The sequence below is a fragment of the Aureibacillus halotolerans genome, from assembly GCF_004363045.1.
In the GTDB taxonomy this organism is placed as follows: domain Bacteria; phylum Bacillota; class Bacilli; order Bacillales; family DSM-28697; genus Aureibacillus; species Aureibacillus halotolerans.
Map to the genome: position 1 here is coordinate 60,140 of NZ_SNYJ01000023.1, position 4,727 is coordinate 64,866.

The window sequence follows — 4,727 nt, forward strand, 5'->3', positions numbered from 1 at the left end:
GCGCAGAAATCCTCGGTCTAGTGAAATGTGGAGAACCATTTCCCAGCCCAATGATGTTCTGACCTGCGCTTCTGTACGTACGGCGCTCCGCTTTTCTTGTCTAGCTGCGGCTCGCTGAAACTGCGGGACAGAAATCCCCAAACGAGAGAAATGAAAGAACCATTTCTCTGTTTGGTGATGTTCTGCCCTCCGTTTCAAAACGCACTCGCCTTCGCTTTTCTTCTACATATTTAAACTTTTTTGGTGCATGCTACTAAAAAAATGTGGGGCGTGAGCTTGTGGCGAAGGTGATTTCGATGGAGGAGCGGCGGCTGGAGAAGGAGCTGTTTTTTGAGAGGCAGGTGTTGCAAACTCTTTGTTTAACAGATATTGAGCAAAGCACGCGCGCTTTGTTTGCTTCGTTTACGACGTCGGAGCAGTTGTTTGAGCATACGTTGGTTCCGTTTTGTACGGATGTGGCTCTTGAGTCCTATTTGTATGGTGCGCGTTTTAGTCGTTTACATAGAGTGATGAGCGATCGTGATATTAAACGTGCTTGGATTAAGGTGGAAAACGAGGTCGTTGCTGAATTGCTTGATTTTCTGTTGTATTGGTGTGCGCCGGCATCAGAGGAGTCGCTTGTGTACAGCTGTGAGCATTACATAGATCGTTGGTGGAGTGAGGGGTATTTGAATGGAATGCGTCGTTGGCGGCTTCGTCTTTGGAAGTAGGCATAAAAACCACCCTTGTCCCATATAAAAAAAGAGGAGGAGGGGGCGCATATGAAATACAAATGGACGGTCGGTATTTTCTCAACAGTACTCGTGTTTTGTTTTTCCTTACTCGTGTTTAGTTGGCAGGATACCCCTTCAATAGGTGGGCTTCCATTGTCGGGAAAAGTCATTCTGATTGACCCGGGTCATGGAGGCCCTGACGGTGGAGCGGTGAACCGTGATGCTACAATCATTGAAAAGGACATCGCCTTACAGATGAGCTTCAAAATCCGCGATTATTTGCAAGAGGCAGGGGCTCTTGTCCTAATGACACGTCATGAGGATAAAGATTTAGCAGAAGACGTACGTGGTTACTCAAAACGGAAAACGGCAGACTTAAAAAAACGATTGTCTATCATTCATCAATCCGAGGCAGACTTGCTTTTGTCTGTGCATATGAATGCTATTCCGTCAGCGAAATGGAATGGCGCGCAAACCTTCTATTTTCCCCTTCAGGAAAATGAACGCTTGGCGATCGCGATCCAGGAGGAAATTCGTGATCAGTTGCAAAATACGCAACGGTTGGCAAAACCGATCAATCATGTGTTTTTGTTAAAGCATGCCGAGATGCCAAGCGCACTTCTTGAGGCGGGATTCCTCTCCAATCCTGCTGAAGCACAGCTGCTTTCGCAGGATAGCTATCAAGAAAAAATGGCCGCTGCTATATATCGTGGCATTTTGCGCTTTTTCTATGAAGGAGAGACACCCAACCCTGAATCCTCAAACGCTCAAGGGCGAATTGAGCCGAGTGTATATGATATACTGGAAACAGAGGCTTAAGGAATTTAAAGGGGTGCAATTATGTTGGACGAGAAGAAGATCAAAGAGACGCTTTATGGACTAACCGATCCTTTTTTACATAAATCGTTAAAAGCCACGGGTGGCATACGTGAAGTGAAATGGGATGCAGAGAAACAACACGTGAGCGTCAAAATTGCTCTCCAGCAAATTAATTCAAAAGAACAGATGGAGCTGCAAGGCAAGATTGTTGAAAAGTTGAAGGGTGCTGGCGCGGAAACAGTTGGCCTCCGGTTCGAGGAGCTCACAGCTGAAGAGGTTGAAAAAGCAGGCGGGCATATTAAGAAGACCCCGGATCTTTTAAAACCGGACACAAAAACGCAGTTCATCGCTATTGCTAGTGGAAAAGGCGGGGTTGGGAAATCAACCGTCAGCGTGAACTTGGCTGTCAGCTTGGCGAGACTCGGGAAAAAGGTCGGAATCATTGATGCGGATATTTATGGCTTCAGTGTACCTGATATGATGGGGATTTCAGAACGCCCGCGAATTGAAAACGAACGCATTCATCCTGTGGAGCGGTTTGGTGTCAAAGTGATATCGACTGCCTTTTTCGTCGAGGACAATACACCAGTTGTCTGGCGTGGACCGATGCTTGGAAAGATGCTAAACAGCTTCTTTAAAGAAGTGGAGTGGGGCGACCTTGATTATCTTTTGCTCGATCTTCCACCGGGAACTGGGGATATGGCACTTGATGTTCATCAGCTTCTGCCAGCGAGCAAGGAAATTATTGTGACGACACCTCATCCGACCGCAGCATTTGTTGCTGCCCGAGCAGGTGCAATGGCTATTCAGACAGAGCATGAGGTGCTTGGGGTTATTGAGAATATGTCTTACTTTGAGAGCAAAGTGACTGGAGAGAAAGAATACATCTTTGGTAAAGGAGGCGGCGAAAAGCTCGCAGAAGAATTACAAACAGAGCTTTTAGGTCAATTGCCTTTAGCGCAGCCGGACTGGAACCGTGAAGATTTTTCACCTTCTGTTTATCAAGAAGGAGACAGTCTCTACCAGGACTATCTAACAATTTCACAGAAGGTCATTGATCTTCTAGACGCATAAAAACGAATGAAGCCGATCGACCCATGTAGCGGGTGATCGGCTTCTTCTTTAGTGTTGGGACGGATAAAGTAAAGCATCGTTGGGAAGTCATTTTAACTTCCGCCACTTTCATCAGGCTGTGATGAGGAGTCGCCACCTTGTTCGCCACCTCCGCCACTTTGCCCACCGCTTTGTCCGTCTTGTCCTTGACCACTTTGTCCACCACTCTGACCGCCTGCTTTTTTAATCGTATCCTCTAATTTTGATTGGAAGAGAGGGCTATCGAGAGTTTCTGTAATGACCGTCTGCAAATATTCACGCATGGCTTGGCTTTTAAGAACATCGCCCATTTGCTGTTCAATCTCTGGATTTTTTAGGATGTCCAGCATCATTTTCTGGTAGGAAGGGTCCTTCATCAGCTTTTTAAGCAGCTTTTCGTTTTCCTTCTCCATGCTTGTCGCCATGGCTTCTGCTGTTTGCCCATCCTTCAGGGTTTCTTGCCAAAACGTCTTTGCTTCCTCTGAAATGAGCGTCGAGCGCATCGCCTGTTGAATGAAATCCTGATCCATGACCATCGTTTCTTTTAGTTGGTTATCCTGCATGACGTTTTTTAAAGCGTCCTTGCCCTCATCGGTTTTCAGAATATCAACAACCATTTTTTTGGTTGTGTCGTAGTCGTTCTGTTGTTGCGCCTGTGCTCCGGAACCGCAGGCGGTCAGCAGAATCAACAAGAGGAGACACGCTGTTTGTTTCATTGTGCGTTCGCACTCCTTTCCGCCTGCCTATATCCTTAATATGAAACAGCGCTCAAAATTTATTCACAAATCAGCGTCTTAGCAACATGGTATTTTGTGATACAATCTTAAAGACATGCATCGATTGGCAAAAGGCAACTTTAATGAGAAGAAAAGGTCACGTGAGCGCATGATTTTACGGACTTTTTTCGTATGGTTTATCGTTCATCGGATAAACTTAGAATGTCACGGGATAAAGGGGTTTACACGTTGAATAGTCGCAAGTGGGTGTATTTATTTTTAACAACGCTCGCCATAGGGATGGTTACAACAGTCATTACCGGGTTTTTAGTCGATTGGGAGAACTACAAAGAACTGTTTGCTCAAGGAAACATCGGAGAAATTCTCGTGGTTGGCTTATGGCTCATAGGCGTAGGGGCGATTTTTAGCTTAATTAGTCAGATGGGGTTTTTCGCTTATTTATTTATCCATCGCTTCGGTTTAGGGCTTTTTCGATCCGTTTCTTTATGGAATGGCGTCCAGGTCGTCGTGATAGCTTTTGCTCTTTTTGATTTTGTTTATTTACGTTACCAAATTTTTGCCGATGGAGAAGGGCCACTGTTTCCATATGTTTGGCCAGCGTTACTTCTCGCGGTGTTGAGTCTTTTCGTTGCAGGGATAAAAGCATATGACACGTCTTCCAAACAAGCGTTTACGCCAGCTTTATTCTTAATGGTTGTCGTTACGATGGTCGAATGGTTTCCTGCACTCAGAGAAAATCAAACAGACTGGCTGTTTCTCATGGTGTTTCCATTGTTTTTATGCAACGCATGGCAGCTCTTGATTTTACATAGACTCGTCACTCCACAAAAAGCGAACACAAAAGAATCCCCCTCTACGTAAAAGGGGGATTTGTCATATCGACAATGAACAAGCGACGTCGTGTCAGTTGGTCAAGGAGTGTGAAAAACCTGTCTTCTTCATATAAGAGACGTCGAGTTTCTTTTGCGGGCTATTAGAAACGTACAAAGCAAAACAACGAAGAAAGCGATCGTTTCTCCTCATCTAATCAGTTCAGGCGGAATGAAAACGTTTGTCTTTCGAGGCGTGAAGCTTTGAGAGGAGCGGAGTTGCCATAAGGGCAATGAGCAGCGAACAAAGCGAAACAACGAAGAAAGCGAAACAACGAAGAAAGCGATCGTTTCTCCACATCTAATCAGTTCAGGCGGAATGAAAACGTTTGTCTTTCAAGGCGTGAAGCTTTGAGAGGAGCGGAGTTGCCATAAGGGCAATGAGCACCGGACAAAGCAAAACAACGAAGAAAGCGATCGTTTCTCCACATCTAATCAGTTCAGGCGGAATGAAAACGTTTGTCTTTCAAGGCGTGAAGCTTTGAGAGGAGCGGAGT

At 45.5% G+C, this 4,727-nt stretch carries 6 protein-coding genes; 4 read left to right on the plus strand and 2 right to left on the minus strand.

Features of this window, described 5'->3' with window-relative positions:
* Positions 1-198: hypothetical protein (locus EV213_RS21010; protein WP_208112785.1), on the minus strand; the 198-nt coding region annotated here is incomplete at its 3' end.
* An 80-nt stretch (positions 199-278) separates the two neighbouring features.
* Here EV213_RS21010 and EV213_RS18650 point away from each other — a divergent pair.
* The 3 genes from EV213_RS18650 to EV213_RS18660 are packed head-to-tail and all read left to right on the plus strand — an operon-like array spanning position 279 to position 2,606.
* Positions 279-710 carry a DUF2521 family protein gene (locus EV213_RS18650; RefSeq protein ID WP_166639407.1) on the plus strand — a complete coding sequence of 144 codons (432 nt, stop codon included), beginning with the start codon at positions 279-281 and terminating at the stop codon, positions 708-710.
* Positions 711-761: 51 nt separating this feature from the next.
* Complete coding sequence (cwlD, locus tag EV213_RS18655) at positions 762-1,532, plus strand: N-acetylmuramoyl-L-alanine amidase CwlD (RefSeq protein ID WP_133582087.1); 771 nt, start codon at positions 762-764, stop codon at positions 1,530-1,532.
* A gap of 21 nt (positions 1,533-1,553) precedes the next feature.
* Complete coding sequence (locus EV213_RS18660; protein WP_133582088.1) at positions 1,554-2,606, plus strand: Mrp/NBP35 family ATP-binding protein; 1,053 nt, start codon at positions 1,554-1,556, stop codon at positions 2,604-2,606.
* A gap of 92 nt (positions 2,607-2,698) precedes the next feature.
* Here the strand turns inward: EV213_RS18660 and gerD are convergent, their stop codons facing one another.
* The gene (gerD, locus tag EV213_RS18665) at positions 2,699-3,340 is read right to left on the minus strand and encodes a spore germination lipoprotein GerD (RefSeq protein ID WP_133582089.1); all 642 of its coding nucleotides are present in this window, start codon (positions 3,338-3,340) and stop codon (positions 2,699-2,701) included.
* Between the two features lie 249 nt (positions 3,341-3,589).
* Here gerD and EV213_RS18670 point away from each other — a divergent pair, with 249 nt between their 5' ends.
* Positions 3,590-4,222, plus strand: coding sequence for a KinB-signaling pathway activation protein (locus tag EV213_RS18670; RefSeq protein ID WP_133582090.1), 633 nt, complete (start codon positions 3,590-3,592; stop codon positions 4,220-4,222).
* Positions 4,223-4,727 lie beyond the last annotated feature (505 nt).

Excerpts from the sequence above, each read along its gene's own strand:
- cwlD (WP_133582087.1), top strand. The coding sequence starts at position 762 with ATGAAATACAAATGGACGGTCGGTATTTTCTCAACAGTACTCGTGTTT.
- EV213_RS18660 (WP_133582088.1), top strand. The coding sequence starts at position 1,554 with ATGTTGGACGAGAAGAAGATCAAAGAGACGCTTTATGGACTAACCGAT.
- gerD (WP_133582089.1), bottom strand. The coding sequence starts at position 3,340 with ATGAAACAAACAGCGTGTCTCCTCTTGTTGATTCTGCTGACCGCCTGC.